The sequence below is a fragment of the Nitrospinota bacterium genome (assembly GCA_016217735.1).
In the GTDB taxonomy this organism is placed as follows: Bacteria; Nitrospinota_A; UBA7883; order JACRGQ01; family JACRGQ01; genus JACRGQ01.
Genome location: JACRGQ010000034.1, coordinates 1 through 26,801 on the forward strand (window position 1 = coordinate 1; position 26,801 = coordinate 26,801).

General features: G+C 60.1%; 26 protein-coding genes. 8 read left to right on the top strand and 18 right to left on the bottom strand.

Annotated elements, in window-relative coordinates:
• Positions 1-140 (top strand): hypothetical protein (locus tag HZA03_05490; GenBank protein ID MBI5637406.1); only part of this gene is annotated, 140 nt, incomplete at its 5' end.
• Between the two features lie 120 nt (positions 141-260).
• Here the strand turns inward: HZA03_05490 and HZA03_05495 are convergent.
• Both HZA03_05495 and HZA03_05500 read right to left on the bottom strand, forming a co-directional pair.
• Positions 261-596 carry a twin-arginine translocase TatA/TatE family subunit gene (locus tag HZA03_05495; GenBank protein ID MBI5637407.1) on the bottom strand — a complete coding sequence of 112 codons (336 nt, stop codon included), beginning with the start codon at positions 594-596 and terminating at the stop codon, positions 261-263.
• Between the two features lie 73 nt (positions 597-669).
• Positions 670-864: a twin-arginine translocase TatA/TatE family subunit gene (locus HZA03_05500; protein ID MBI5637408.1), complete on the bottom strand. Its 195-nt coding sequence runs from the start codon at positions 862-864 to the stop codon at positions 670-672.
• 91 nt (positions 865-955) lie between these two features.
• Here HZA03_05500 and HZA03_05505 point away from each other — a divergent pair, with 91 nt between their 5' ends.
• From HZA03_05505 to HZA03_05520, 4 genes are read left to right on the top strand one after another with little or no spacing between them, the layout of a single operon-like run.
• Positions 956-2,503 (top strand): Rne/Rng family ribonuclease, encoded by a 1,548-nt coding sequence (locus HZA03_05505; protein MBI5637409.1) that lies wholly within the window; start codon positions 956-958, stop codon positions 2,501-2,503.
• 32 nt (positions 2,504-2,535) lie between these two features.
• A complete protein-coding gene (locus HZA03_05510) occupies positions 2,536-2,844 on the top strand; it encodes a hypothetical protein (protein ID MBI5637410.1) in 309 nt (102 codons plus the stop codon).
• Positions 2,845-2,875: 31 nt separating this feature from the next.
• Positions 2,876-4,282, top strand: a complete 1,407-nt coding sequence (locus HZA03_05515) for a DHH family phosphoesterase (protein MBI5637411.1) — start codon at positions 2,876-2,878, stop codon at positions 4,280-4,282.
• The gene (locus HZA03_05520) at positions 4,279-4,836 is read left to right on the top strand and encodes a hypothetical protein (protein ID MBI5637412.1); all 558 of its coding nucleotides are present in this window, start codon (positions 4,279-4,281) and stop codon (positions 4,834-4,836) included. Before HZA03_05515 ends, HZA03_05520 begins: the two co-directional genes overlap by 4 nt.
• Here HZA03_05520 and HZA03_05525 read toward each other — a convergent pair.
• The 4 genes from HZA03_05525 to HZA03_05540 all read right to left on the bottom strand — a co-directional run bounded on the left by HZA03_05525 (position 4,830) and on the right by HZA03_05540 (position 9,068).
• Positions 4,830-6,308 (bottom strand): zf-TFIIB domain-containing protein, encoded by a 1,479-nt coding sequence (locus HZA03_05525; GenBank protein ID MBI5637413.1) that lies wholly within the window; start codon positions 6,306-6,308, stop codon positions 4,830-4,832. The genes HZA03_05520 and HZA03_05525 overlap by 7 nt on opposite strands.
• A gap of 6 nt (positions 6,309-6,314) precedes the next feature.
• Positions 6,315-7,424, bottom strand: a complete 1,110-nt coding sequence (locus tag HZA03_05530; GenBank protein ID MBI5637414.1) for an SPFH domain-containing protein — start codon at positions 7,422-7,424, stop codon at positions 6,315-6,317.
• Positions 7,425-7,486: 62 nt separating this feature from the next.
• A complete protein-coding gene (locus tag HZA03_05535; protein ID MBI5637415.1) occupies positions 7,487-8,224 on the bottom strand; it encodes an ABC transporter permease in 738 nt (245 codons plus the stop codon).
• A complete protein-coding gene (locus HZA03_05540; GenBank protein MBI5637416.1) occupies positions 8,217-9,068 on the bottom strand; it encodes an ABC transporter ATP-binding protein in 852 nt (283 codons plus the stop codon). The genes HZA03_05535 and HZA03_05540 overlap by 8 nt, the downstream gene beginning before the upstream one ends.
• 152 nt (positions 9,069-9,220) lie before the next feature.
• Here HZA03_05540 and HZA03_05545 point away from each other — a divergent pair, with 152 nt between their 5' ends.
• Entirely contained in the window at positions 9,221-10,666 is a 1,446-nt protein-coding gene (locus HZA03_05545; GenBank protein MBI5637417.1) for a motility associated factor glycosyltransferase family protein, read from the top strand.
• Here HZA03_05545 and nadC read toward each other — a convergent pair.
• Positions 10,652-11,485, bottom strand: coding sequence for a carboxylating nicotinate-nucleotide diphosphorylase (gene nadC / locus HZA03_05550; protein MBI5637418.1), 834 nt, complete (start codon positions 11,483-11,485; stop codon positions 10,652-10,654). The genes HZA03_05545 and nadC overlap by 15 nt on opposite strands.
• A gap of 92 nt (positions 11,486-11,577) precedes the next feature.
• Between nadC and HZA03_05555 the strand changes: the two genes are divergently transcribed.
• Entirely contained in the window at positions 11,578-12,474 is an 897-nt protein-coding gene (locus HZA03_05555; GenBank protein ID MBI5637419.1) for a diguanylate cyclase, read from the top strand.
• A 7-nt stretch (positions 12,475-12,481) separates the two neighbouring features.
• Here HZA03_05555 and HZA03_05560 read toward each other — a convergent pair whose 3' ends face one another.
• Positions 12,482-12,952 carry an N-acetyltransferase gene (locus HZA03_05560; GenBank protein MBI5637420.1) on the bottom strand — a complete coding sequence of 157 codons (471 nt, stop codon included), beginning with the start codon at positions 12,950-12,952 and terminating at the stop codon, positions 12,482-12,484.
• A 278-nt stretch (positions 12,953-13,230) separates the two neighbouring features.
• Between HZA03_05560 and HZA03_05565 the strand changes: the two genes are divergently transcribed.
• Positions 13,231-14,712, top strand: coding sequence for a pyruvate carboxylase subunit B (locus HZA03_05565; protein ID MBI5637421.1), 1,482 nt, complete (start codon positions 13,231-13,233; stop codon positions 14,710-14,712).
• A 154-nt stretch (positions 14,713-14,866) separates the two neighbouring features.
• On the opposite strand, the gene HZA03_05570 is transcribed toward HZA03_05565, so the two are convergent.
• The 10 genes from HZA03_05570 to HZA03_05615 form a co-directional block, all read right to left on the bottom strand.
• On the bottom strand, positions 14,867-15,316 hold the full coding sequence (locus tag HZA03_05570; protein ID MBI5637422.1) for an NUDIX hydrolase: 450 nt from the start codon (positions 15,314-15,316) through the stop codon (positions 14,867-14,869).
• Between the two features lie 45 nt (positions 15,317-15,361).
• Positions 15,362-16,234, bottom strand: a complete 873-nt coding sequence (locus HZA03_05575; GenBank protein MBI5637423.1) for a 4-hydroxy-tetrahydrodipicolinate synthase — start codon at positions 16,232-16,234, stop codon at positions 15,362-15,364.
• 90 nt (positions 16,235-16,324) lie between these two features.
• Positions 16,325-18,373: a PAS domain S-box protein gene (locus HZA03_05580; protein ID MBI5637424.1), complete on the bottom strand. Its 2,049-nt coding sequence runs from the start codon at positions 18,371-18,373 to the stop codon at positions 16,325-16,327.
• Between the two features lie 310 nt (positions 18,374-18,683).
• Positions 18,684-19,583 (bottom strand): thermonuclease family protein, encoded by a 900-nt coding sequence (locus HZA03_05585; GenBank protein MBI5637425.1) that lies wholly within the window; start codon positions 19,581-19,583, stop codon positions 18,684-18,686.
• A gap of 4 nt (positions 19,584-19,587) precedes the next feature.
• Entirely contained in the window at positions 19,588-20,637 is a 1,050-nt protein-coding gene (gene mqnC / locus HZA03_05590; GenBank protein ID MBI5637426.1) for a dehypoxanthine futalosine cyclase, read from the bottom strand.
• Complete coding sequence (locus HZA03_05595) at positions 20,634-21,893, bottom strand: HlyC/CorC family transporter (GenBank protein MBI5637427.1); 1,260 nt, start codon at positions 21,891-21,893, stop codon at positions 20,634-20,636. The genes mqnC and HZA03_05595 overlap by 4 nt, the downstream gene beginning before the upstream one ends.
• The gene (locus HZA03_05600; protein MBI5637428.1) at positions 21,890-23,167 is read right to left on the bottom strand and encodes an HlyC/CorC family transporter; all 1,278 of its coding nucleotides are present in this window, start codon (positions 23,165-23,167) and stop codon (positions 21,890-21,892) included. The genes HZA03_05595 and HZA03_05600 overlap by 4 nt, the downstream gene beginning before the upstream one ends.
• A 2-nt stretch (positions 23,168-23,169) precedes the next feature.
• Positions 23,170-23,634, bottom strand: a complete 465-nt coding sequence (locus tag HZA03_05605; protein MBI5637429.1) for a DUF2062 domain-containing protein — start codon at positions 23,632-23,634, stop codon at positions 23,170-23,172.
• On the bottom strand, positions 23,631-25,052 hold the full coding sequence (locus HZA03_05610) for an insulinase family protein (protein ID MBI5637430.1): 1,422 nt from the start codon (positions 25,050-25,052) through the stop codon (positions 23,631-23,633). Before HZA03_05610 ends, HZA03_05605 begins: the two co-directional genes overlap by 4 nt.
• On the bottom strand, positions 25,049-26,548 hold the full coding sequence (locus HZA03_05615) for an insulinase family protein (protein ID MBI5637431.1): 1,500 nt from the start codon (positions 26,546-26,548) through the stop codon (positions 25,049-25,051). The genes HZA03_05610 and HZA03_05615 overlap by 4 nt, the downstream gene beginning before the upstream one ends.
• Positions 26,549-26,801: the final 253 nt, after the last annotated feature.

The following is a 26,801-nucleotide window of genomic DNA, read 5'->3' on the forward strand; positions in this document are numbered from 1 at the left end:
CGAAGCCGATGGCGAAGCCGAAGGGGCTTCCCGCGCCGCGCAAGGCGGCTCCGGCCCCGGCTCAAGCATCGAAAGGGCCGAAGTCGGTGAAGGCCGAAGAGGTCATCCCGTTCGACGACGACGATTTCAAGGAATTTTAAACTTTTCCAGGTGGGTACACGTTTTAACGTGTACATTGGCGCAACGCGCCAAACAGAGTCGGCCCCTTGGGCCGAGGTACATGATTTATCATGTACCCACTTGGAGGTGGGTGGCGCGGGTCAGTTGAGTTGTCCGGAGCGGTGGGCGTCCGGCTTGGCCTCTTCGGGGGTGATGGCATCCAGCGGTTTGCGTTTGAATGTTTCCACGGTGGTTTTCGCTTCCATGATCTCCGCCTTTATCTTGCGGATTTCATCTTCCTCCAGCGATTTTTCCATGTGCAGTTTCGCTTCCCGCGCGGGGGCGGCGATTTCCTCTTTCAGGCCATCCAGGGCTTTCTGGAATTCCTTATACGTGCGGCCGAGGGTGCGGGCCACTTCGGGGAGCTTTGCCGGGCCGATGAAGATGAGGGCAAGCACGGCGATGAGGGCCATTTCCGGCGCGCCGATTCCGAACATCAGGCTTTTCCTCCCGGTTTGAAAACAACCCTCCCGTCTCGCGGGAGGCTGGCCACATACCCCTAAAACGCCGTCAGACGGGTTTGTGGGTGTTGGATTCCGCCGCGTCCTTCTTGTCGTCTTTTCCGTCATCACCTTTCATGGCTTTGGTGAAGTTGCGGATGGCCTGACCCATGCCGGCTCCCAGTTGGGGCAACTTGTTGGCGCCAAACAAAATAAAGACAATAAGAAAGATAAGCAATAACTCGCTGAAACCTAATCCAAACATATGTATAATTCTAAGCGCGTGGCCCGCGTAAAGCAAGCCAAAGCGGCGGGCCTGTTATATCAACGTTTTCCGGCGGACCAAGGGGGGATGAATGGGCTCCGAGATAATCATCAATGTGGAGCCGTATGAAACCCGCGTGGCGCTTCTGGAAAACCGCAGCATCAGCGAAATCTACATCGAGCGAACCAAGGAAAAAGGGATCGCGGGGAACATCTATCGCGGCCGCGTGACCAAGGTGCTGCCGGGGATGCAGGTGGCGTTCGTCGATGTGGGGCTGGAAAAATCCGGCTTTCTCCACAAGAGCGACATCAACCTCACGGAGTACGGCATTGTCCCCGATTTCGGCAAATCGCCCGACGGGCATGAAGGAAACGATTCGCTGCTGGAGGAACTGCCGAACCATATTGCCGCCCCGAAGGAAACCCCGCCCATCGAGGACATTCTGCAAGAGGGGCAGGAGATCATGGTGCAGGTGGTGAAAGACCCCATCGGCACCAAGGGAACCCGGATCAGCTCATTTATCACCCTGCCGGGGCGCTACCTTGTTTTCATGCCGCTGGCGGCGCAGATCGGCGTATCGCGCCGCATAGAAGACCAGGCCGAGCGCGAGCGCCTGAAGAGGCTGGTGGATGAGCTGCGGAGCCCCGCCCACGGATTCATCGTCCGCACCGCGGCCGAAGGGGTGACGCGGGAAGAACTCAAGCGCGACATCGATTTCCTCTCCCGCATGTGGGAAACAATTCAGGCGAAGAACGAGCGGGCGAAGGCCCCCTCGCTCATCCACCGCGACCTCGATATCGTGCTCCGCTCGTTGCGCGATCTCTGCGGGCGCGAGGTGGACCGGGTTGTTATCGATTCGCCGGAAGATTTCCAGCGCAGCGTGGAATTCATGAACACCGTCATCGGCGAGGCCCACGCGGCGATAGAACTGTACCGCGGGGGGGAACCGATTTTCGAGGGGTACGGGCTGGAGCTTGAGATAGAGCGCGCGCTCGGGCGCAAGGTTTGGCTCAAGTCGGGGGGGTATATCGTCATCGACCAGACCGAGGCGCTCACCACCATCGACGTGAATACCGGCAAATTTGTCGGCAAACGCAACCAGGAAGAGACCATTCTGAAAACCAATCTGGAAGCGGTGAAAGAAATAGTTTACCAGCTCAAGCTGCGCAACCTTGGCGGAATCATCATCATCGATTTCATCGACATGGAGAAGGAGCCGAGCAAGGAGAAAGTTTACAAGACCCTCGAACAGGCGCTGAAGACCGACCGGAGCCGCACGAACATCATGCGGGTATCCGAGCTGGGGTTGGTGGAAATGACCCGCAAGCGGACACGGGAAAGCTTGGCCAAAGTTCTTTGCCAGCCCTGCCCGCACTGCGAAGGAAAGGGGCTGATGAAAAGCCCCAAAACGGTCTGCTACGAAATTTTCCGCGAGATCGAGCGCGCCACGCGCAAGAAGCCGAACGCCAAGAAAATCCTGCTGGAAGTGCCGCCCCGCATAGCCGCCGCCTTGTACGAGGAGGAAAACGACTATCTGGAACGCCTTGAGAGCGAACGGCAGTTCAAATTCAAAATACGGGTTATCAAGGAAATGCCGGACGAGGAGTACGAAGTGACCGTGATGGACTACAATGGCTGAGCCGCTTTACAAGGCTGGGCGGCGGGAGTAATATGAGTACGAAAGGGGGCGCGATGCCTACAATCGTCGATGCAACTATACAGGGGAAGCTCATCCACCCCATTATTCCCAATGTCACCAGCAGCAATGAGGGGCATAACCGCGGCAAACAGGCCGCCGGCGTCACCAAGGTAACCTTCGAGAACAGCCAGCGCCTGGAGGCCGGAAAGGGCCGTCCCCATGCCGATCCCACCAGCACCACAGTGAAAGAAACCGTGGGGCTTGTGCGCCAGCAGGGGGGCAAGGTGGTTCAGGGCATCAGGGAACAGTCCAAAGGGATGTACGTTTCCACCACCGGCTGACCATAGCGCGGCCGGAGCGGGGGAATTCTTATTGCGTCACATCATCATCACCGACAGTAACGCCTTGGCCGCCACGCTTGCGGGCGTGGCCGGCGAAAAGGACGACGTTACGGTTTTTGTCCACGGCAACCGCCCCATCGCCGGCTTCAAGAAGGCGCTCCCCCGTGGGCGGTGCGCCCTGCACCGCTTCGCGGCGTTAAAGACGATGCGTCCCCGGGGGACCGAGCGTGTGGTGATCTGCGTTGCGCGCGGCGCCGCCGATGCGCTGAAAAAGGTGCGTACCGCCTTGCCGGCCGCGCCAATACTCGTGGTCGAGGCCGCCGCCATGCCCAAAGCGGAGCGGGAACGCCTCGCGGCGATGCCGGATGTGGCGATCATCGGCGGCGCTGATCTTTTCCGTCCCGCCGTGATGCAGCGGTGGAAACTGCTGGAACTGCGCAAGCGGGTCGTCCTGATGCGGCGGTGCGTCGATCCGGGACGGCCGCTCTGGATACTCACGCAAAACGATCCCGACCCGGACGCCATCGGCAGCGCCCTGGCGCTTACCCATTTGCTGGGGCGCAGCCGCCGCAATACCCCCATTGTCACGTTCAAAGGGGTGTCGCGCAACGAGAACGTCAGCATGATATCGCTGCTCGGCATCAAGGTTAAGACCGTCACCTCCGCCGCGCTCCGGCGCGCGCCGCAGGTCGCCCTGGTTGACGTGCAGCCAGCCTATTTTAAGCGGCCCGCCGGCAACGTCCGCATCGTCATCGACCACCACCCGCAGGCGGAACTGTATGACGTGCCGTACGTCGATATCCAGCCGGACTACGGCGCCACCAGCAGCATGATGACCGAATATCTCGATGCCGCCGGGCTCAAGGTCAACGCCCGGCTCGCCACCGCGCTCTATTACGCCGTAAAGACCGATACGCTGCTGTTCGGGCGCGGCGTTTCGCCGGAGGATTTCCGGGCGTTCGGCGCGCTTTGGCCGCTGGCGGATCACCGGATGATTTCACTGATGGAACGCCCGTGCCTCAAAACGCAGGAGGTGGATGTGTTTATTCGCGCCCTGAAACACCACCATATCGAGCGCGGCGCGCTGTTTGTTTCCCTTGGCAGGGTGCATAAGGAGGACCTTGTCCCGCGCCTGGCCGATTTCGTGCTCCAGATCGGCGACGCGGGGTTCGCGCTGGTCTGGGGGAACTTCGGGCGGCTCACCACCTTTTCGGCCCGCGCGCTCAACCCGCGCATCGACGCGGGGGAAACCATGCGGCGCGCGTTCGGGCATTTGGGGAGCGCCGGAGGGCATGGCGAAATGGCCCGCGCCACCATGCCCAGCAAAGCCCTGGCCGCCGACTTCGGCGTGCGGGGGGAGGCGCGGTTGGCCGCCCTGATCAAGCAACGGGTTTTGCGCATCGTAGCCGCCCAAAAACGGGTCACGCGGGAAAAATGACGGCACCGGCAACGGCGGATATGGCGGATAGCGCCGGGCGCAAGCTTCCCGCCACGCGGATCGCGTCGCTCTTTGTCCACCTCAACACGTTTGCGGCGTTGTTGACCGTTGCCGCGATTGTGTTCGGCTTTTTCGTGCCGGTTTTTCCGGAGATGTTGTACTACCATATTCCGTTGGGACTCGCCGCGGCCGTGATCGGTCTTTTCGCGCTGGTGGCCGTGATGTTCTACCTTGTCGTGACCGGCGCCGGCATCAAGGAGGCGGTGATGGGGAAGGGGCTCCCGGCGGAATATTTTCAGCGCACCAAGCCGTTCAAAAAAGCGCTCTTTCCCTTTTGCATGACGACCATTACGCTGCTCATCGCAATGACGGTGCTGGGCGGGGCCGTGCATATGGGAAAAGCGAACAAAAATTTCCATCTCTTCTTTGCGCTGGCGACCGCCATTTCGTATTACCACACCATCAAAAAGACGAAAGAGGTTTTTAAAAAAGACCGCGAGTTGATCGCCGACGTGCTCGACGCCATCAATGCGGGGCCGCCCACGGCTCAGTAAACCTCCGCGCTCATTCCCCGCTTGGAAATGTTGAACCCCAGAAATTGATCGATCAGCATCGTTCCCTTTTCTTCGAAGGGGTACCAGACCAGATCGGCCGATGTATCGCGCACCGTCATTGAATTGTAGAAGTCGACCGTCTTCCGGTCGGTGCGCCCGATGACCGAGAAGGCCACCACCGGCAGCATTTGCCGCGCTTCATCAAGCGGCAGAGATGCCCCCTGAAACGTGGCATGGGGAAATTCCTCCACGTCGTCGAAGGGCATTTCCTTTTGCGCGCCGCATATGCGGGCCGCCAGCTTGAGCGCCGCGGTGGCGTTTGAAGTGGTAAGCGCCGGCAGGTGGAAAACGATCGGGTTTTCGGGGGGGATGCCGCGCAGGTAGAGGTCGCCCCCTTTCACCAGCTTCGCCAGTTCGCCCACAGTGCTGAACCGCTCGCCTGAAACGCTGTTGTCCAATTCCAGCGTAAAGCGCCAGAAGGGGATATAGACGGTTCCTTGGGCTAGCGTGCTTTTCAGCGCTTTTTTGGGGAGGCGGCGGTAGTCGCCGCCTTCCAGCAGCCAGAGGCTGAAACAGGAGCGGCAATAAAAAACGATGTCAAAGCCGCCCGGCTCCAGATCGTGCCCGCAATTGGGGCAGCGGTGGGTGATGATGCTGAAACGGGCCGCCGCATGTTCCCACGCGCCGGTTTCGTCGATGATTTCTTTTCCCGGCGTGGCGGCGATAAAGTTTTTGTTGATGCCGTCCAGTAGTACGGTTATGAATCCGCCATCCCCTTCGCAGATGGCCGCCAGCACCGGGTAGTAAATGATGAAATATTTTTCGCCGATGAAATTGAGGCTGGAGTACGAGTAACGCTTCCGGTCCATGTTCATGTTGTTCAGCGCCGCGTCCATGGCCATTTTTTCAGCCGCCGCCCGGTCCAGCGTGATGGGGGCCACGAGCGTTTCTTTGTACTGTTCACTGTCGTAGGGTTCCAGCGTCAGCACTTCGGCCTGGATGCCGAGGGTGCGTAGCGGGACGGCCAGCGCGGGGTTCGCGGCGAAGGTGTGGCTCCATGTTTTGGCTATCACGTCCGCGGCGCGGGCGGCGGCGCGGATGGCGTTGGTGAATGCATGTTGCGGGGGAGGGTTGTTTTCATCTGTTGTCAATGGCGCCGATGATACGTCCATTCGCTCGTCCGCGAAGGCGAAGAAAAGCATCCCCTTGCAGTACCAGAACGGTTTGTGGAACGTGATGATCCTGCGCACCGTGCGCAGGCCGCCCACTTTTCCCGCCTGCATCGCCCGTTTCACCGCCAGCGGCGCTTCGGCGGGGGATACGCGCGCGGGGATGATGTACTTGAGAAATGTTCCTTCGTCTTTCACCCGCAGGACGCTGGCGCAAAAGGGGCATTTAAACGTCAACGCCCCTTCCGGATGGCGGGCGGGAGCGCCGCACTCGGGGCAGCGCGCCGATATGTAGAAAGCCACGCGGCGTCAGCCCGTTTTCTCCCCGCAGTTGGTGCAGAAACGGGTGGCGGGGGGAAGCGGTGTTTTGCACTTGGCGCAGACGGTCTTCGCATGGAGGTCAAAGCCGCACTCCATGCAGAATTTCGCGTGTACCGGAATCACTTTGCCGCAGTTGGGGCAACTGTTCATCGGGCTCATCTGGTGGCCGCACTTGTAGCAGAAGCGGCTGCTCTCGGGGGTGTGCGACAGACATTCGGGGCATTGCACCGTTTTCACGCCGGAGTTTTGCAGGTTCTGCTGATCCGGCATGAAGGCTTTGCTCATAAAGCCGGGCATCATCATCCCCACGCCCATCCCCACGCCCATGCCCGCGCCTTCCTGGCCCGCGCCGCCCGCTTCCAGAGATTTTGCCAGCTTGAATTTCAGGAACTGGTCCAAATCCTTTACCGCCGCCATGCCGCCGCGCTCGTCTATCATCTTTTGCACTTCGTCCGGCGGCGTGATGGAGTTGATGTAGAAGTCGAGCAGTTCGATGCCGAATTTGCCGAATTCCTTTTGCAGCCGCGTGCTGAGTTGCGCGGCGAAGGCTTCGTAGCGGGAGGGGAGGTTCAGGATGGTGTCGAGCGTCTCCCCGAAAAGGTCGTTGACGCGGCTGACTATGATTTCGCGCAGGTAATCTTCAATCTGCGGGGTGGTGTATTTCGCCTCGCGGCCCACAAGCTGGTTGATGAAAAGCATCGGCTCGGTGATTTTGCAGCTGTACGCGCCGAACGCGCGCAGGCGGATAAGCCCCAGCTCTTTGTCGCGGAAGGCGACCGGCTCGCGCGTTCCCCATTTCAGGTTGATGAAGGATTTGTGGTTGATGAAGTAGACCTCCGCCTTGAAGATGCTTTCAAAGGCCCACGGGGCGGAAAAAAGCTTGGTGATGATCGGCAGGTTGAAGGTGGCCAGCGTGTGGCGGCCAGGCCCAAAATTATCGCAAGCCTTGCCGTCGCGGTAAAAAACCGCCGACTGCGATTCGCGCACGATGAGTTGCGCCCCCAGCTTGATGTCCGCCGAGCCGTGCGGCGGAAAGCGGTTGATCATTTCGTCCGGTTGTGGATCCGGCCACTCGATGACTTCCAATAGAATCGCCATTAATTATCCCTCCTGCCGGATATTATCGCCTATTACCCTCATAATCGAAAGAACTGAACGGGTCAATCCTCCACGCGTTTTACCGCTTCCAGCGCCAGCAGGTAGGCGATGGCTGTGAAAGCGGCCAGCAGCCCCATGTGAAACCAGTTCACCGCGCCGCCGGTGAGCGTGGCGCGGATCAACTTGGTGGAGTAGGTGAGGGGGAACGCCGCGACGAGGTAACTGAAGCCCGCCGGCAGCTTGTCCACGGGGAAAAAGGTGCCGCAGAAAAAAACCATCGGCGTGATGAGGAACGTGTTGATGTTGTTTTGTTGGCTGTGGTCGCGCACCGCCATCGCGGCGAAAACGCCGAAGAAGGAGAAGCAGAAGGCGTGCAGCAGCAGCGCCAGCGCGAACGCGGGGGTGGGGGAAAGCGTTACGCCGAAGAGCAGCGCATAGATGAAAATGACGAGGGTGGCGATCAGCGCCTTGATGACGCCGTACAGGGCTTCGCCCAGCACGATTTGCGCGGGAGTTACCGGCGCGGTCAGGAATTGGTCGAAGACATGCAGGTAGAAACGGGCGATGTTGATCTCCTGCGCTATGCCATAGCTCTGGTTCAGCGCGTTCATGGCGATAAGGCCGGGAATGAGGAACTGCATGTACGAAAGGCCGCCCACCGATACGTCGCGCCCGAACCCCCAGCCGAAGGCGATGAGGAACAGCAGCGGCGACACGGACGAGGCGAGCAACTGGCGGCCTGCCCGTTTACGGTAGACGGTGATCTCGCGGTAGAGCGCCGCGTGGATGCCGTTAAACATTGATCCTCCTGCCGGTGAGCTTGAGGAAGACGTCTTCCAGCGTCGCTTCCCGCACTTTGCAGGGGTGGTGTTGGCCGCGGATGGCGTCCAGCGCCGCTTCCTTGGTCATGAAGAATTGCTCGTCGATGCCGTCTTCCCTGAAAATTTCCAGCGCATAATGTCCCACCTCCCGCTTCAGCGCCTGCGGTTCCCCTTCGGCAACGATCAGGCCGCTGTTGATGAACAGCACCCGGCGGCAGAGGCGTTCCGCCTCTTCGATGTAATGCGTGGTCATGAGGATGGCCATCCGCTTGGCCTGGTTTATCTTCACTATGAAATCCCAGAGGTTGCGGCGCATCTGCGGGTCGAGGCCGGATGTCGGCTCGTCGAGGAAAAGGATGCGCGGGCCGTGCAGCAGGGCGCGGACGATGACGAGGCGGCGCATCATGCCGCCGGAAAACGTTTTGACCTGTTTATCGCGCTGCTCCGCGAGGCCGGCGAATTCCAGCGCTTCGCCGATTTTCGCCGCGCGCGCGTTTTTGGGAATGCCATAAAGGATGGCGTGCATCTGGAGATTTTCGCGGGCGGTGAGATCGCGGTCGAGGTTGTTATGCTGCGGCACCACGCCGATGAACCTTTTAGCTTCGTGGTGGCGTTCGATAAAATCGCTGCCAAAATACCGGAAGCTTCCGCCGGTTGGTTTCACCAGGCCGGTGAGCGTTTTGATGGTGGTGGTTTTGCCCGCGCCGTTCGGCCCCAGCAGGCCGACGAATTCCCCTTCACCGATGGCGAAGGAAATTCCATTGACGGCGTTGTGCCCGTCGTAACTTTTGGTGAGGTTTTCTACCTGTAGCGCGTTTTCCATCTGCCGTGCCGTTATGTGTTGTATAGATAACCCATTGTACCGGTTTTCACCGGGGGATGGGCGGGGAAACGGCGCACTAAAAAAAATGGCGCGCCGTCATGGAGGGGGGCATTGACGTTGCGCCGCGCGGCGTGCAAAAATCCTTTAACCCAATGAATTTCTTCAAGAGCAACAGCCCTTTCCTTCCGGCGGATGTTTTACGCGCGGTTGAACTATTGCCCCCGCCGACGCTTGAAACGGCCGCGTCGGGCGATCCCACGCTAAAGATCAACGGCGTGGCGGTGGCCTCCGCCGTGGATCCGCGCGCGGAAGGAAAAAAATTCGCCGCCGCCGCCGAAGGCATGCCCCGCGTGATGGTGTACGGCTTCGGCCTCGGCTATCACCTTGAGGCGTTGCTGGCATCCACCGCGCTGCAAAAGCTGGTGGTGGTGGAGGCGAGCCTGCCGCTGGTGGGCGCCGCGTTGCATGGCCGCGATCTTGCCGCGTTACTGAGGGATCCGCGCCTCACGCTGATCGCCGCCGATACCGAAGCGGCGGTCGTGGCCCGGCTGGCGGGATTGCTTGCCGCGGGGGAAGGATACGAAATCCTCATTCACCAGCCATCATTCCGCATCCTTCCGCAATCTTTCGGCAACCTGCGAAACATTTTGGAGACCATACAATCGGAGCGGCGGTTTTCCGCATTTTTCCGCGAACAGGAGCGGCGCAATATCGCCGCGAACATTCCGGCCATCGCCGCCAGTCCCGGCGTGGCGTCGCTTTTTTCCGTTTTTGCCGGAAAACCGGCGGTGGTGGCGGGGGCCGGGCCATCGTTGGACCGCGCCCTGCGCCATCTCGACCGGCTGCGGAACCGCGCGCACGTTATCGCCGTGGATACCGCCGCGGGGGTTTTGGCCCGCAACGGCATCCGCTGTCACGCCGTCATCTCGGCCGACCCGCAGCCGATGTCGGTTTTCCATTTCGCCGGGGGGATGCCGGATGCACCGCTGATTTTCATTCCCACCACCCATCCGGCGGTGGTGGCGATGTACCGGGGGCGGCGTTATTTGATGTTGCAAGAGAGGCATACGCTTTTTGCCGGGGCGGAGCCGTTGCTGCCGGGCCGGGGGAGTTCCGGCGCCGGGGGATCGGTATCGTGCCTGGCGCTTGATATGCTGTTGCGGGCCGGCGCGGGGCCGCTTTTTTTTACGGGGCAGGATTTCGCTTTTTCCCAAGGGATGCCGTACAACCGCGACACCCTTGCCCAATATGCCAGTGAAACGCCGCTGGCCGCCGCCGGGGAGCAGGGGATGCTGGATGCGGCGTTTGGTTTCGCGCCGCCGCTTACGGTTTCGTTGGAAGGAGGAGGGGAGGGGGATACCGCCGCCAACCTGCGCGGCTATCTCCAGACCTTCAACGAACTTATCGCCGCCGCTCCCCGGACGCGGTTTTTCAACCTCGATTCGCGCGGGGCGGTCATCCGTGGATGCCGCAACCTGACGGCCGCCGCCGAAGCATTGGGGGATATGCCGGCGTTTAATATCGCGCCGCTGCCACAGTATCGGGAAAAGCCGGATGCGGCGTTGGAAGCGGCGCTGCTGAAATCAGTCGCGGAATAGAAGCGAGATATCCGCCGCCGTGGCGGAGTGCGTGAGGGCGCCCACCGATATCCGGTCGGCCCCCGCCCGGGCGAAGCGTTTCACCGTCTTTAGATTCACGCCGCCGGAAACTTCCACCAGAGCCCTGCCGCCGATGAGCTTCACCATCGCGCGCACCCGCGCGGGGGTCATGTTGTCCAGCAGCAGGATGTCGGCCCCGGCGCGCAGCCCCCGCAGCACTTCGGCCCGGTTGGTTACTTCAAGTATCACCGGTCGTTTGCCCAGCCGTTTCACCCGCGCCACCGCGTTGGCGATGCCGCCCGCCGCGCGGATGTGGTTCTCCTTTATCAGCGGCATATGGGCGAGATCCATCCGGTGGTTTTGGCCGCCGCCGCACCGCACCGCATATTTTTCCAGCAGCCGCAGGCCGGGGGTGGTTTTGCGGGTGTCGAGGATGACGGCTTTTGTCCCCTTGGCCTCCCGTGCGAAGCGGGCGGTGAGCGTGGCGATGCCGCAGAGCCGTTGCAGATAGTTGAGCGCCACCCGTTCGGCCCGGAGGATGGCGGCGCTTTTCCCCCGGAGCGAGACAATCACGCTCCCTTTTTTGACGGTTTGACCGTCCTTATAGCGCGGCGTCACCCCGATATTCCGGTCCACCAGCCGCATGACGGCGGCAAAGACCGGCAGCCCGGCCAGCGTCATATCCTGCTTGGCGATAACCACCGCCGTGCCGGCCTGGCTCATTGTTACGCAGGCCGATGTGGTAATATCGTTATTGTAAGCATCCTCCTTCAATGCTTCCTTCAGCGAAGGGGCGATTTTGTGCAAGAGCTTCGGCATATTCATAATCGTTAAAAGCTATTGTAAAAGCGCAAAAAAGTAAATAAAAAAGGGAGCCTGCGGTACCGGAATTTGAGGTAGAATTTCCCCCTATGACTGTTATGACCAACTCGCGCATTCTGGTGGTGGAAGACAGCCCCCAGATGCTCAACCTGATCCGGACGATCCTTTTACGGTCCGGCTTCGAGGTGACGACCGGCTCCAACGGCAAAGAGGGGCTGGCCGCCGTGGAAGCGAGCGAAGTGGATTTGATCATTTCCGACATCATGATGCCGGAGATGGACGGCTTCCAGTTCTGCCAGGAGGTGCGCAAGAACAGCCGCACCAGCAATATCCCGTTCATCTTCCTCTCCGCCCGCGGCGGCATTCAGGACAAGATGAGCGGATTTCAGGACGGCGCGGACGACTACATCACCAAACCGTTCGATCCGAACGAACTGGTGATGCGCGTGACCGCGATGCTCATGCGCGCGTCGCGCTACCGGATGGAGGCGTACACCGATTCGCTCACCGGCCTGAATAACCGCCGCTATTTCGATAAAAAACTGAGCGAGATGGTTTCGCATTCCCACCGTTATAAAAAGAATTTTTGCGTGGCGATGCTGGATATCGACTTCTTCAAGGATTTTAACGACAAGTTCGGGCACTTGGTGGGAGACCAGGTGCTTATCCACTTGGGCAAATTCCTGAAAGCGGGCTTGCGCGATTCGGACTTCTCCTGCCGTTACGGCGGGGAGGAGTTCGTCATTCTTCTGCCCGACACGCAGAAGGAGAGCGCTTTCCATTTGGTGGACCGCCTGCGCAAAAAATTCGCCGAAACGGCGCTGCCCCACGAGGGAAGCAGCTATCAGGTCACCTTCAGCATAGGCCTCGCCGAATACCCGGCCGACGCCGATACCGCGCGTGAAATGATCAAATGCGCCGACGACGCGCTTTACGAATCGAAGACGGCGGGGCGCAACGCCACCACCGTATATCAGCGCAAATAAGCCGGTTTCAGCCCTCGCCGTTCGGCGTCAGCGCGATGGAAACGGCGGATTCGTCGCAGTCCGGAAACTTGTGGCACCGGACGCAGTCGGACCATATTTTGTGCGGGAGGGTCTGTTTGTCGATTTCCTTGAACCCGAGCCGCTTGAAGAACCCCGGCACGTAGGTGAGGGCGAACAGCTCCTTGACGCCGATCTCCCGCGCGGTGGCCACGCATTTTTCCACCAGTTGGCCGCCGACCCCTTTTTTCTGTTCGCTTTCCTCCACCACCAGCGAGCGGACTTCGGCGATGTCTTCCCACACCACGGCCAGCGCGGCGGCGCCGATCACCCGGCCGTTTTCATCTTCATATACATAGAAATCCCGGATCCGCTCGTAGATGTCATTGAGCGAGCGGTGCAGCATTTTCCCCTTGTCTGCCCAGTGGCGGATGAGCCGCAGGATATCCTTGGTGTCGGAGAGTTTCGCCTGCCGTATCACCGCGCCCGGGCCTTCATGGTTTGCATAGGGGGAAGTATAACGCCGGTAAAACTCCGGCGCACATTTTTTTTCGCGGAGCCGCCGGTTTTCCGGCGGGGGACGGCCACATATTAAAAAATACGGCGGCGAAAAACGTTTTCTTGTACGGCGGCCCCGGAACTGTTAGAATCCCCCCCCGGTATGTACAACCTTGGAATTGGCGCCCAGACCCCCCTTTTTGCGCTTACGGCGGCGGGAGCTTTGGCGCGCGCGGTTCACCAGGATAGCAGGAGCGGGCAATGAGCGGACAGAAAGTCTATATAACAGAAGTGGCCTTGCGCGACGCGCATCAGTCGCTGCTGGCGACCCGGATGCGCACCGTGGATATGCTCCCGATCGCCGAGGAAATGGACAAGGCCGGTTATTGGTCGGTGGAAATGTGGGGCGGCGCCACCTTCGATGCCTGCATCCGCTTTCTGAATGAAGACCCGTGGGAGCGCGTCCGCCTCTTGCGCAAGAAGATGCCGAACACCCGCTTCCAGATGCTGCTGCGCGGCCAGAACCTGCTGGGCTACCGGCACTACGCCGACGACGTGGTGGCCCGCTTCGTGGAATTGGCGGCGGACGCCGGAATCGACATATTCCGCATTTTCGACGCGCTCAACGATATGCGGAACCTTACCGCCGCCATCAAAGCGGTGAAAAAAGCGGGCAAGCATGTGGAGGGAACCATCAGCTACACCACCAGTCCGCTGCACAGCACGGCGGTGTTTGTCGACTTGGCGGTGGAACTGGAGAAGATGGGCTCCGACACGATCTGCATCAAGGATATGGCGGGTCTGCTGGCCCCCGAGGCGGCCTACACCCTCATCAGCGAAATAAAAAGCCGCGGGGTAAAAGCTCCGTTGCACCTGCACAGCCACTGCACCAGCGGTTTTGCGAATATGACCTTTGTGCGCGCCATCCAGGCCGGGGTGGACATTCTGGACTGCGCCACCAGCACCCTCTCGCAGGGACCTTCGCACCCGCCCACCGAAACCGTGGTGGCGATGCTGCAAGGAACCAAGCACGACACCGGTCTCGACCTCGACCGGCTGATCGGCATCAGCCGCTATTTCGGCGGCGTGCGCCGGAAGTACGCGCAGTTTGAGTCTTCTTTTACCGGCGTCGACGTGAACATCCTCAAGTCGCAGATACCCGGCGGAATGATAAGCAACCTCGAAAGCCAGCTTAAGCAGCAAAAGGCGTTGGACCGGCTGAGCGAAGTGATGGAAGAAATTCCCCGCGTGCGCGCCGACCTCGGTTTCCTGCCGCTGGTGACTCCCACCTCGCAAATCGTGGGAACCCAGGCGGTGCTCAATGTCATTACCCGCGAACGGTACAAGGTTATCGCGAATGAAACCCGCGAGATACTCCGCGGCCGCTACGGCAAACTGCCCGGCCCGGTGAACGAAGAGCTCAAGCAGAGGGTCTTGAAAGGGGAGGAGCCGATTACCTGCCGCCCCGCCGATCTTTTGGAACCGGAAATGGAAAAACTGCACCAGCGCTATCCCGATATGAGCGATGAGGATGTGATGGTGACGGCGCTCTTTCCGCAGGTTGCCCAGAAATATTTTCAGAATCGCGGCAAAACGCCACCCGAATTTGAAAGTTTTGGGGTCGCGGATGAAACGGCCACGGCCGCGCCGGCAAGCCAGCCGAAGATAAAGCCGCTTCCGGCCACCGCATCAGTTGGCCGCGTAAGCCAAAGCGTTCCACGTGTCGGCGGGCAGGCCATCTAACCCCGCCGCTCCGGTCATCCTGGGCGCAGCGAAGAATCCCTTTCCGGAAAGATATCCTGCGCCTGCGGCTCAGGATGACAAGAAATGATAGCTTTGAAAGTATGTCTGGGTGCCGGGTCAAGCCCGGCATGACACCGAATTTTTCAACACCCTGTTATCGGCGGACGGCGAAGTAGTCGGCCAGTATTTGCCGGTGGTCGAAGGCGATGTCGGCGGGGAGGGAGTCTTCGTTGAATATTCCGATGCCGTCGGCATCATCCGCCGCCGCGGGCAGGCCGTCCCCCGTGGCGGTGAAGACCATGCTGATGGTGTGGGCGCGCGCGTCCCGCTTGGGGTCGCTGTAGGCGCGGAACTGTTTCAGGTTCGTCAGCGCCAGGCCGGTCTCTTCCTTCGCTTCCCGCTCGGCGGCGTGTTCCAGGGTTTCGCCGTAATCGACAAATCCCCCCGGCAGCGCCCAAGCGCGCGGCTCGTTCCGGCGGTGGATGAGGATGATCCCTTTTTCCACGGGCATCTCGATGATGATGTCGACGGTGGGGAGCGGGTTGGCCCACGTCTCCATTTCCCCCCGGCAATGGGGGCAGGCGATCTTTTTTTTGGTGGCCATCGCGCGCTCCGGAAAAGCGGGAGCGGCCGGCGCCGCCCCCATCGTTCAGATCAGCTTGTAGGACTTTAAAACGGCCTCCAGCTTTTGCCGGGTGGCGGGGGCCATGCCGACGAGGGGCAGCCGCACCCCTTCTTTGATCTTGCCCATCATGGCAAGGGCGGTCTTCGCCGGCACCGGGTTCGTTTCAAGGAACATCGCCTTGCTCATCTCCCGCATTTCGTAGTGCAGGGCGAGCGATTCCTTCAGCTTCCCCTCAAAGAAGAGGGAGTGCATCTTCGCCATTTTTTCGGGCAGCACGTTCGCCGTCACGGAAATGGAGCCGCTGGCCCCGACCGCCAGGAGCGGATAGTTGATGAAATCGTCGCCGCTGTAGAGCGCGAACTCTTTCGGACACATCGCCATAATGTCGATGGCCGCCTCCACCGATCCGGCGGCCTCTTTGATGCCGATGATGTTGGAATGCTTCGCCAGCCGCGCCACCGTTTCGGGCAGGATGGTGCTGCTGGTGCGTCCCGGCACGTTATAAAGGATTTGCGGTATCCGCACCGCGTCGGCTATCGCCATCTGGTGCTGGTAAATCCCTTCCTGCGTCGGCTTGTTGTAATAAGGCGAAACCAGCAGCAACGCGTCGGCCCCCGCATCCTTTGCCCGGCGGGAAAGCTCTATCGCCTCGGCGGTGGCGTTGCTGCCGGTGCCGGCAATCACTTTCATCCGCCCTTCGGCGGCCTTTACCGCCCACTCGATCACCTGGATATGCTCCTCGTAATCGAGCGTGGCCGCTTCTCCGGTGGAGCCGCACGGCACGATGCCGTTGGTGCCGGATTGCACATGCCATTCGACCAGTTCGGCGAGGCGGGCCTTGTCCGGCTTGCCGCCGTCGAACGGGGTAACTATCGCAACGATGGAACCTTTAATCATCGGATTTTTCCTTTTTTATTAGGGCAGGCCCCAGTATAAATGATTTCCGGGGGAAAAATCACCTGTGGGCGGCGAACCGGGCGGAATGGCCTAGCAGTAAATGAGGCGCTTGATGCGGTGGATGAAATCCTGTTCCCGCGGCGGTTTGGCGAGAACGTCTTTCGCGCCGAGGGAAAAAGCCCGCTCCCGGTTTTCCATGGAGGCGTCTGTGGTCATCGCGATTACCGGTATCAGCCGGGTGGCGGGGGTATCCCGCAACGATTCAAGCAGGGTTGTGCCGTTTTTGTTTTCAAAGTGAATACCGGCGGCGATGAGGTGGGGTTTGTCCGCCGCCGCCTTGCGCAACGCTTCCCCTTCCCCCTCCGCTTCAATGACATGAGCTTCCAGGTGGCCGAGAAACTTGCGGATAAGGGCGCGGTCTTCGTCATTGGCATCCACCACCAGCATTGTGGGACGCGTATCCGGCAGGGCGACGCGGAAGGTGGTTCCCTTGTTCGTTTCCGATTCCACCGTGATCGTGCCATCGTGGGCGGTAATTGCTTCATGGCAGAAAGGGAGGCCAAGCCCGGTTCCTTTTTCGCCGCCGGTGCCGAGGGTGGTGGTTTTCACATCCGGCCTGAAAAGCATCGGGATCATCTCTTGTTTGATGCCAACGCCGTTGTCCGCCACGGCAAAGGTATACTGCCGGTCCTTCGGCGCGTCCACCGTCACGGTGCCGCCGGGGCGGGAAAACTTCAGGGCGTTGGAAAGCAGGTTTTCCATGACCTGCCAGATCAGTTCATGATCGGCGTAGATGTGGCGTCCGGTTGGGATTGCCACGGATATGGTTACTTCTTTGACCGCCGCCAGCGGGGCGGCCACCGCCACGGCCTCATGCACCAGCGCCGCAAGATCGAAGAACCGTTTGCGCGCGGTGAGCTTGCCGGTTTGCAGCAGGTTGATGTCGAGCAGCCGTTCGATGATGTTCTGCATTGCCTCGGCGTTTTCCTGCGCGCGGTTCAGCATAAGGCGATCCTGTTCTTCCAAGACGCCGTCGGCGTTTTTCCGCGCCACCTGAAGCATGGTGAGGATAAGGGCAACCGGAGTTTTGAGGTCGTGCGAAACGAGGGAGACGAACGAGTCTTTCAGCGCGGTGGCCTGTTCGGCTTCTTCCTTGGCGCGGCGCAACTCGGCTTCCTCGGCCTTGCGGCGGCTGATGTCGCGGAAAATCGCCTGATACGCTTTTTGGCCGTTGTAAACGACGCGGGACGACATGACCTCAATTGTAAGCAGTGCGCCGGCCGCGCCGAACATTTGGTATTCCACCGGGGGAAGCGATTCCGCCTCGGTGGTTTGCAACCGGAGGCGTTCCCGCAACTTCGGCAAAGAATCGGGGTGCAGGTAATCGCGCAGGTGCTTGTTTGCGGCGATATCCTCTTTGGTTCCGCCAACTATCCGCACGCAGGCATCGTTGGCGTAGAGAATGGTACCATCGGCATGGATGACGATGGGGTCGGGGGCCAACTCAACGAGCCGATGGTAGGATTCCTTCGCTTCGTTCAACCGTTGTTCGTTGAGCATGAGCCGTTCGTGCAACTCGGCGTTTTCTATGGTTGCCGCGATGCGGTCGATGAAGCGGCCCAAGGCCTCTTCATCCTCACCGGTGAAAACGCCCGTCTTTTTATCGGTGATATTGAACACTCCCAACACCCCTCCTTTGCAGGCGATGGGATAGACGATGAAGGCCTCTTTTTTATAATCTTTGTGGGTAATAAGGGAGGCCAGCCCGCATTTGGCGGTTGCCTCACAGTTGAATATTTCCCCCTGCTGAACGACCCGCGCGGCGATGGAATTACCGGCCAGCGGTTGGCGGTAGCCCAGCACCCGGCCCGGAATCGAGGCGCGCACCACCAACTCGCGGGTCTCGCGGTCGATGAGCATGATGGAGCCGCGTTCCGCCTCGAATTGCTGCAGAACCAGTGCGAGGCATAGATTGAGTCTCTGATCCAGCGTTCCATCCGGCGCGGCCAGAACGGCGGCGATGTTCATGGCGCGCTCAGCTTCGCGCAACCGCCGGGTTAATTCTTGTTGATTGCCGAGCGGCATCTCTCTGCGGATTTTTGGGGAGATACCCCCCGATTTTTTTGTCAACTGTTCCATAAATTATTCAATATAATCCATGCAGAATGTTCCTTAAACTCCCCGCTTAATGCCCTGCGTTGCCGTTTGCCAAGGGGTGCCCGGACAAGCACCCCCATGCAGCCTCGCAGTTTCTCTCACCTTAGTTCGCGAATTGAACCTTTTAATTATGTTGCAATAAAAATGCCATCCACATTGTCCCCTATATCCGCAAAATATCAAGTGTTACACAAAAATACGATAAAACTTTTTCGCCAATTGTGCATAATATCATACTTGCAGGCTAATATTTATTGCATCGCCCTATTTGCCCAATTTGCGCGAAATCCGGCTATTTGAGAACGGCTATCTGTTCGGGGCGTTCAAGGATGATCTCGGGGCGGCCACCGTGGCGGATGGCGGTTCCGGTCACCCGCACCGTTTTTCCCTTGTAGTAGCGTTCGGGATTTTTGGGGAACGCGGCGAATCTTTTTTCAAATATCACCAGTGTGAGGGTGTGCTTGTAGTCTTTATCGAAGTTGAGGAAGCAGGCCTTGCCGCTGTTGTGGGTGGCGGCGATAAGTCCCTCGACGGTTACCGTTTTCCCTTCATGCTTCTCCGCCTCCCGCCACGGTATCGCGGCGGCGGGGGAGGGCGGCGGCGCGGTTTTTGGTTCCAGCGGATAGCGGACTATTATTCCATCGAGCGCCGCATCAAACTGATCACGCCCTTCGGGGTTCAAGGCGCCGTAGCGTTCGATGATGTTCGCCAGCCGTCCGTCGCGCGGGGAATAGTCCCACAGCCCGCGGTGCGCGCGGCGGGCCTCATTTTCCAGCCCCAGGAATTGCGTCAGCCGCGGGTGTGTCCCCTTGGCATAGGCAAAGGCATAGCCGTTGCGGATCAGTTCTTCGTTCAGCATCTTCTTTCCCGCATAGACGTAGGCGAGCAGGCGGTGGTAGGGATCGCGCTCATCGCCGGGGATGATTTCCAGCGTTACGTTTTGGCCATCCAACGTTTTCAGCAAAAAATCCGCCGCCTCACGGGAAAATCGCTGTACCGGCAGTTCCGGGTGGTGCAGCTCCGGCGCGTCGATTCCGATGAGGCGGATATGTTCGCCGTTGGCCAACTCCAGCGTATCGCCATCGATGACCTTTTTCACGGCGAACGGGCCTTTGACAACGTATTGATCCGCGCGCGAAGCGGCTGGCACGAGGAAGAGCAGCGCGGCGGCCAGCAGCGCGAACCGCCGCATCCGGTTATACCCCCGCCGGTTCGGGAAGCAGCGCGTAGTCCTGCGCGCGGCGGCGGGGGATGAAGCCTGCGTCGCGGACGAGGCGGCGGATGTCCTTTTCACCAAGGCGGAACGAAACGCCCGCGGCCTTAACCACGTTTTCCTCTATCATGGTGCTTCCCATATCGTTCGCGCCGAAGAAGAGCGCCATCTGCGCCACCTTGCTTCCCTGCGTCACCCACGATGCCTGGATGTTCGGGATGTTGTCGAGGAAGATGCGGCTGACGGCGAGCGTCCGGATGTAGTCCAGCGCGCCGATTTTCTTTCGTATTCCCTTGTTTTTCAGCGGGGTGTTGTCCGGCTGGAAGGGCCAAGGGATGAAGGCGGTGAAGCCGCCGGTTTCGTCTTGCAATTCCCTCAATTTTTCCAAATGCTCCACGCGCTCCTCCAGCGTTTCGATGTGGCCGAACATCATGGTGGCGGTGGTTTTGAGGCCGAGCTTGTGCGCGGTCCGCATCACCTCCAGCCATTCGGCGGCGGAGCATTTGTTGGGGGAGAGCCGGTTGCGGACGCGGTCCACCAGTATTTCCGCGCCGCCGCCAGGGATGCTGTCAAGCCCGGCTTCTTTCAGGCGGCGGATGGTCTCTTCCGTTGAAAGGCCGCTTAGCGCGGCGATGTGGCGGATTTCCGGCGGGGAGAAGGCGTGGAGGTGGATGTCGAAATCGGCCTTTATCCGGCGCAGGAGGTTTTCGTAGTCGCCGATTTTCCAAGCCGGGTGCAACCCGCCCTGCATCAGAATCTGGATGCCGCCGAGTTCTTTTGTTTCATGGATTTTTTGTTTGATCTCCTCGTAGGGGAGGATGTATCCCTCGTCCGATTTGGCGGTGCGGAAAAAAGCGCAGAAGAGGCAGCCGGAGACGCATATGTTGGTGTAGTTGATGTTCCGGTCAATGATGTAGGAAACGACGTTATCAGGATGGAAACGGCGGCGCATTTCGTCCGCCCGCTTTCCCAGCGCGATGAGATCGCCGCTTTGCAGCAGGGCCAGCGCTTCCGCGTTGGTGATCCTGTTCACGCCTGCACCGCCGGATTGCGGGTTATCTCCACCTGCTTGAGGCCGCGCTCGGTCGCTTCCCGGATAAGGAAGGAGTAAAGTTCCAGCGTAACGGTTTCGCCTTTGCGCGGAATGTGGTCCAGCGAGGTGAGTATGTAGCCGGCGAGGGTCTCGTAGTCCCCCAGCGGCAGGTTGAGGCCGAAGCGGTCGTTGAGGTGGTCGATCTCGGCGGTGCCGTCGGCAACCCAGCGGTTGGGGGCGGTTTCGCGGGCCTGCGGCGATTCCTGCTCGCGGTCGTATTCGTCCTCTATCTCCCCGAAAATTTCCTCCACCATGTCTTCGCGGGTGACGATGCCGATGGCGTCGGAGTATTCGTTCACCACCACGGCCATCTGCACGCCGGTCTGCTGCATCTCGGAAAGGAGGTCGTCCACTTTTTTCTTTTTGTAGACGTAGAAGGCGGGGCGGGTGATGGGGGCGGCGGTGCGCGCGGCGGAACCGTAGCGCAGGATGTCGAAGGCGTTCACGATGCCGATAATGTTAAAAAACCTTTCGCTGAAGACCGGCATGCGGGAGAACCGGGTTTCCTCGAATTTGCGCCGCACGCTTTCCATCGGTTCGTTGCGCTCCACGGCGGTGAGATGGATCAGCGGCACCATGCACTGTTCCACGGTGATGTTGCGCAGTCCGAAGATGCGGTTGATCATCTTCTGCTCGTCGGGGTGCAGGTCGAGTTTTTTGTCGCCGACGCGGAGGATGTGGCGAATTTCCTCCAGACTCACTTCGCGGATGTCGTGTCCCTCCTCCACGCCGGCGATCCGCATCAGCGCCTTGGTGCCCCCCGCCGTGATCCAAAGGACGGGGGTGAAGAGCTTTTGGGCCAAAGCGAGCGGATAGACGGCGAGGTAAGAGATGCGGTCGGCCCACATCTGGAACAGCGCCTTGGGGAAAATCTCGCCGAAGAGGAGCGTGACCGGCGACATGATGAGGACGGTCCAGAGGTCGGGGTCGATCATATCAAGCCGGCTGACGTACGCGGTCATAATGGCGGTGCCGGTCACCACGAAGAGGTTGGTGCCGATGGAGGTCGTCGCGTACAGGTTCGCCGGATTTTTGAACTGGCGTTCCAGCAGCAGCGCGGCGGAATCCTTTTGCTCTATCAGGTGGGCCAGGCGGTGGCGGTTGAGCGAAATGAGGGCCAACTCGGTGCCGGAGAAAAAGCCCTCCATCACCACGCAGATGGTCACGAGAATGAGCGTTACCGGCAGTTCCATCATTTGCCTTCCTCCTCTCCGCCTTCCGCGGGCGGCGGTTCATCGGCCACCGTCACCAGCAACTGCGAGATGAGGGCCGCCTTGAGCTTCTGCACGGTGAAGGTGAAGCGGCCATGCGTCACCGATTCCCCCCAGCGGGGCATCCGCCCGAAGAGGTGGAATACAAAACCGCCGATGGTCTCGATGTCTTCGTGTTCGAACGCCGCGTTGAAGTGCTCGTTGAAGTCTTCCATCGGCATGCGGCCCGCTATCTGAAAATGCCGCTGATCCACCTGCTTCACGCCGTTCATGGAGGCGGCGCGCTCCTCGCCCACCACGCGCTCAAGGATGTCCTCCAGCGTGACGATTCCCTCCACGCCGCCGTATTCATCCAGGATCACCGCCATGTGGATTTTGCCTTTGCGGAACGCGCGCAGCAGTTCGTCCACTTTTTTGGTGCCGGGGATGAAGTAGGCCTCGCGCAGGAGGTCTTCGGGGCGTTCCGCGGCGGCCAGGGCGGGGTTCATCAGGTCTTTGGTGTAGATGATCCCCGCGATATGGTCGATGGCGCCGCGGTAAACGGGGATGCGGGAAAAATTCGAGTTTATGGCGCGGCGGGCGATCTCGGCGGTTCCCAGCCCAATGTCGACGGCGAAAAGCTGGGTGCGGGGAGTCATCACGTCGATGGCGGTGATGTCCCCCAGCTCGAAGACGTTGAGGATCATCTCTTTTTCCAGCGCTTCGATAACCCCTTTGTCTTCGCCGTGGTCGAGCATCGTTTTAATCTCGTCCTCGGTGATGCCGGCGATTCCTTCGCCGCTTTTTTCGCTGGCGCTGCCGAGGGCGCGGTTGGTGATCCATGTGATGGCCGCCTGCAAGGGGAAGATGATGCGGGCGAAAAGCTGAAGCGGGCCGGCGGCGAAGAGGGCGTAGCGCTCGGCGTATTTCAGGGCGAAGGATTTGGGGGAGATTTCCCCGAACATGAGCAACACCAGCGTGGACGCACCCACCGCCACCGCCACGCCGCTTTCCTGGAAGAAGTGCAACGCCACGATGGTGGAGACGGCGGCGAATGAAACGTTCACCAGTTCGTTGCCGGTGTAGATGGTCACCAGCAGGCGGCGGGGCCTTTCCAGCAGGGCGGCGACGCCGCGGCCCGCTTTTCCTTCGTGTTCGCGCAGGTTTTCCACCTGCAGGCGGGAAAGCGAAAAGAGGGCCACCTCCGCCGCCGAAAAAAAGGCGGACATCAGCAGCAGGATGAAAAGGAGGACGAGGTGGAACAGCAGCCAAGGATCCATAATTATTGCGCTTCGCGCCCCTCAGCGGTTTTTTTGCGCCGGTAAACAATGACCATGCGGAGGATCAGGAAATAGCCCGCCACGCCGGTAACCGCGCCCAGCACGAGGCATCCGATCACGAAGGGGATGCCGACCAGCTTCACCAATTCCACAAAGAGGCTCCAGTTCAGCTCGTTCCAATGGATATTGAAGCCGTGGATTTCGGTGTTGGTCACCAGCATGCCGAACCAGAGACTGCCGCCGTACATGGGGGCGATGGTCCACGGATTGTTGATTAATGTCGCAACAAGGGTGATGGCGGGGCTGACGCGGAAAAGCCACGCCAGCGCCAGCGCCATAACGGTATGGACGCCGAGCACCGGGAAGAAGGCCACAAAAAAGCCGATGGCGCAGGCCAGCGCTATTTTATGCGGGTCGTCGCCGCTCGCCAGAATTTTTCGGACGGCCTGAAGGATTTTCTCCTTCATTTGGCCGGCTCTATGGTTTGCACCCGCCCGATTTTTTCCAACTGTTCCCCGATGATTTTTCCGTCGCCCAGCGCCGCGATCACCATCCGGTCCGGCTGGAGGTATTGCCGCGCCACGCGTTTCACGTCGGCCATCGTCACTTTCTGGATGCGCCCGCGCAGCCCTTCCAGATAGTCATCCGGCATGCCGTAATATTCCATCCATGCGTAACGCTGGGCCACATCGGCTTTTTTGTCGAAGGCGAAAACAAAGCTGTTGATAAGCGCCTCTTTCGCCATCGCCAGTTCCGCTTCCGTGATGCCGTCGGCGGCGACGCCGCGCATGATGGCGCGCGCGGTATCAACGAATTCATGCGTGCTGGCCGCTTTGGTTTCGCCCCCCGCCATGAAGGCCCCTTTTGTGCCGTCGCTCATGCCGAAATAGGAATAGACGCTGTAGGCCAGCCCGCGCACGGTGCGGATTTCCTTCAGCATCCGGCTGGCGAAACCGCCGCCCCCCACCACGTAGTTCATCACGCGCACGGCGTCGAAATCGGGGCTTTTGCGGCTGACGCCGAAGTGTCCCATCCGGATGCCGGTCTGCGGCAAGGGTTTATTCAAAAGGTACACGCCGGGGGTGATGTCCGCGGGGAGTTCCGGCAACGGCCCCACCGCCGCGGCGGCGGGGGGAAAGCCCTCGAAGAGCGCCTCGAAACGGCGCACCATGTCGTCCGCGTTGAAATCGCCGTTTATGGCGACGATGAAGCTTTCAGGGCCGATGTGGCGGCGGTAAAATCCGGCGCAGTCCGCGCGGGCAATCCGTTTCACCGAGGCCGTATCCGGCACGTTGCCGAAAGCGTGCCCCGCGAAAAGCAGGCGGCGGAATTCGCGGTCCACCAGCGTTTCGGGGTCATCCTCCTCGCGCGCGATGTTTTCGAGCATCTGGGATTTCAGCGTGGCGAACCGCTGTTCGTCGAACGCCGGGGCGCGGATGACCGCGGCAAACAGCCGCAGCCCCTCATCGAGGTTGTGGGTCATCACGTTCAGGGCGATGGTTCCGCTTTCGGATCCGATGGAGGTTTCCAGCACCGCCGCCATGGATTCCAGCTTTTCGTCCAGCGCGCCGGGGGAGAGGCCTTCGGCGCCTCCCGCGCGCCAGATCGAGCCGGTGAGCGACGCCAGCCCCGCCTTGTCGGCAGGCTCCCACGCGCTTCCAATGCGGACCATCGCGTGTATGTTCACCAGCGGCAGTTCGTGATCTTCCAGCAGGTGCAGCGTCATGCCGTTTTTCAACTGTACCCGGACGGTCTTCGGCAGATGGAAGGTCAACGGGGGATAGGCAAGACCTTCCGGCCGTTGCGGGGCTTCTTGCCCGGCGAAGGCGGCGGTGGCCAGACAGAGGAGGAGGGCGGCAATCGCCGGCGCTTTCTTCAGCATCATTGCGCGGCGTCCTTTTTGAGCGGCGCCAGCGTCGCCACGGTGCGGTTTTCCGGCGTGAAATATTTATTCGCCGCCGCCATCACGTCTTCCGGCGTGACCTTGCGGATGTTGTCCACATAGCGCACCATCTCGCGCCAGTCGCCTTCGATGACGGCGTATTCCGACATGTAGTGGGCGATGCCGCTGTTCGATTGCAGGCCGCGGAGGTAGCCCGCCTCCACGTTGTTGATCACTTTTTCAAGTTCTTCCTTGGTGAGCGGCACGGTCTTGAGGCGGTCCATCTCGGCGTAGATCGCCGTTTCCATCTCGGCGAGGGTATGCGGTTCGCGCGGAACCGCCTGGAGCATATAGAGGTTCGGATACCGTCTGCCCGGCCCCTCCCAGCCGCTGACCGATGCGGCGATGCCCTGTTCCAGCACCAGCGATTTGTAGAAGCGCGAGGTGCGCCCGTGGGTCAGGATGTAGTCGATCACGTCGAACACATAGTCGATGTTGCCTTCGCGCACCGGTTTGTGGAAGCCGATGATCGCCTGCGGTTTGGCGTCGAACCGGACGGTTACGCGGCGCTCGCCGATCTGCGGCGGCTCCACGGTGGTCACACGCGGGGGGATAACCTGCGGCGGAATTTTGGCGAAGTAGCGGTCGACCGTTTTGTAAACGTAATCCGGGTCAAGGTCCCCCACGATGCAGACCACCATGTTGTTGGGCGAGTAATAGGTCTTGAGGAAGCTTTTCACCGCGCCGAGCGGCATGTAGTCGATGTCGCTGGCCCAGCCGATGATCGGCGTCTGGTAGGGGTGGGCGGTAAAGGCGGCGGCGAGGAAGTTTTCGTAGAGCGTCCCTTCGGGGCTGTTGTCCACGCTGCGGCGGCGCTCTTCCATGATCACGTCGCGTTCGGCGTAGTATTCGCGCAGCACCGGCTCTTTCAGGCGGTCGGCCTCCATCCAGGCCCACAGCTCGAACCGGTTGGCCGGCAGTTTTATGAGGTAGGTGGTGGTGTCCTGCGCGGTGAAGGCGTTAAATCCCTGGCCGCCGTTGCTCTGGTATATCTCGCTAATCTCGTCTCCGCGGATGAACTTCCGCTCGGCATCCAGCGCTTTTTGCAAGTCGGCTTTCAGCGTGTCCAGTTTTTTCGGGTCGGCCTTGGCCCCTTTGAGCTTTTCGGCGTCGTACGCGGCCCCCAGCTTTTCCACTTTGGCTATCAGCGGTTCTTCTTTCTTCCAGTCGGCGGTGCCTATCCGCTTGCTCCCTTTGAAGAGCATATGTTCCAAAATGTGGGCCACGCCGGCTTGGCCGGTTTGTTCGTCCACCCCCCCGACCAAAAAGCGGATGTAGGCCGCAAAGGTGGGAGCGCCGCTGCGCTGGAGGACGATCAGGTGGAGGCCGTTTTTAAGCCGGTATTCCTTGACGCGCCCTTCGAGCGAACTTTGGGCGTGTCCCTCCGCCGGCGCAAAGAGGATGGCGGCCAGGGCGGAAACGACAAAAAACCGGAACATTGCCGGGAATCTACTGTTAATTTCTTTCAAACCGGATTTTTAGAACCCCCGAAAAATTAAGCGAATATGATTGTATCCAGCGCACCGTGCGATGTCAATTGCGAGGCTTTTTTTGTGTTGCGAGCACATTAACCGTCCGGTGTAGGAGCACATTACCTGTCCGGTTATATAAAACGTCCATGGAGGCGTTTTATGAGAAAGACGATGTTCGGGCAGGAGGTGTTACTCATGCGATTTCAAGAAGCGCATAGCG